This is a genomic window from Pseudomonas sp. NPDC087639 (assembly GCF_044743385.1).
Taxonomy (GTDB): domain Bacteria; phylum Pseudomonadota; class Gammaproteobacteria; order Pseudomonadales; family Pseudomonadaceae; genus Aquipseudomonas.
On sequence record NZ_JBIUWI010000034.1, the window covers coordinates 1 to 305 of the forward strand.

1 protein-coding gene is annotated in these 305 nt (G+C 62.3%); it reads left to right on the forward strand.

Features of this window, described 5'->3' with window-relative positions:
• Positions 1-305 (forward strand): NAD(P)-binding protein (locus ACIOVB_RS15600; RefSeq protein ID WP_401269083.1); only part of this gene is annotated, 305 nt, incomplete at both ends.

Here is a 305-nt window from a genome sequence, read left to right on the forward strand (position 1 = left end):
CCATGGGCTGGCGTCCGGACATGTCCAAGGTCAAACCGACCGGCAAGCGTGTCGCGATCATCGGCGCAGGCCCGGCGGGCCTGGGTTGTGCCGACTTGCTGGTACGTGGCGGCGTGACCCCGGTGGTGTTCGACAAGAACCCGGAAATCGGTGGCTTGCTGACCTTCGGCATCCCGGAGTTCAAACTGGAAAAGACTGTGCTGAGCAATCGCCGCGAAGTCTTCACCGGCATGGGCATCGAGTTCCGCCTCAACACCGAGGTCGGCAAGGACGTGACCATGGAGCAACTGCTCGCCGAATACGAT